Genomic DNA, 782 nt, shown 5'->3' on the forward strand with positions numbered 1-782 from the left:
GAGAGCGTCGAGTTCACCCGCCACAGCAGGTCGGCGCCGGTGGCGGCGGCCCGGGTCCACATGTCGAATCCGTACAGGCCGCGGTCGGCGAGCAGCAGCATTCCCGGTTCGAGGGTGTCGAACAGATCGTGCGCGAGCTCCCGCTCGGAGGTGCGGCACGGTCCGATCGCGGCGTCGAAGACCGCGTGGGTGCCGCATTCGGCGAGGGCCACCAATCGTGCCTGCGGGAACGCGGACTTCTCGCCGCGACTCGATCCGGGCCGCCCGAAATGCTCGGCGTTGGCCGGGGTGTCGGGCAGGTCGAGGCAGGTCCCGTCGAGGGCCACCAACCGGCGCCCGGCGAGCCAGGATCCGGGTGTATCCGCGTCGGCGAGCGGTCGTGCGACACGGCGGAACAGCTCCCGCACCGGTTCGTGCCCCAGACGGGAACGGGCCTGGAAGATCGCCGATTTCGTCGGCGGCGACCAGGACTGCGACCATCCCGACGACCACGACAAACCGTCGGTGAGCTGCTCGAAGACCTCCTCATAGGAGCCTTGCGAATTCAATGCCATCCCGATCGAGAAATACGCCGTCACGCGAGCGGTCAACGACCTACTGCGCTGCTCGGTCCGCCCGCATTCCGCGATCACCTCATCGACCAGGGACGCGGGAAACACCCTGGTCAACAACCCCACCGACACCACATCCGACAACCGCCGATCCGAGACCGGCTTCACCCATCCACTCCGAGGCACACCTCATCGTAACGCAACCCACACTAACTGAACGGTATTGGCGCT

General features: G+C 67.1%; 1 protein-coding gene. It reads right to left on the reverse strand.

From position 1 onward, the window contains the following. Window positions 1-737 (reverse strand): IS4 family transposase (locus RJ1_RS44885; protein WP_143169619.1); only part of this gene is annotated, 737 nt, incomplete at its 3' end. Window positions 738-782: the final 45 nt, after the last annotated feature.

Source organism: Rhodococcus jostii NBRC 16295 (assembly GCF_001894825.1).
GTDB classification, from domain to species: Bacteria; Actinomycetota; Actinomycetes; order Mycobacteriales; family Mycobacteriaceae; genus Rhodococcus_F; species Rhodococcus_F jostii.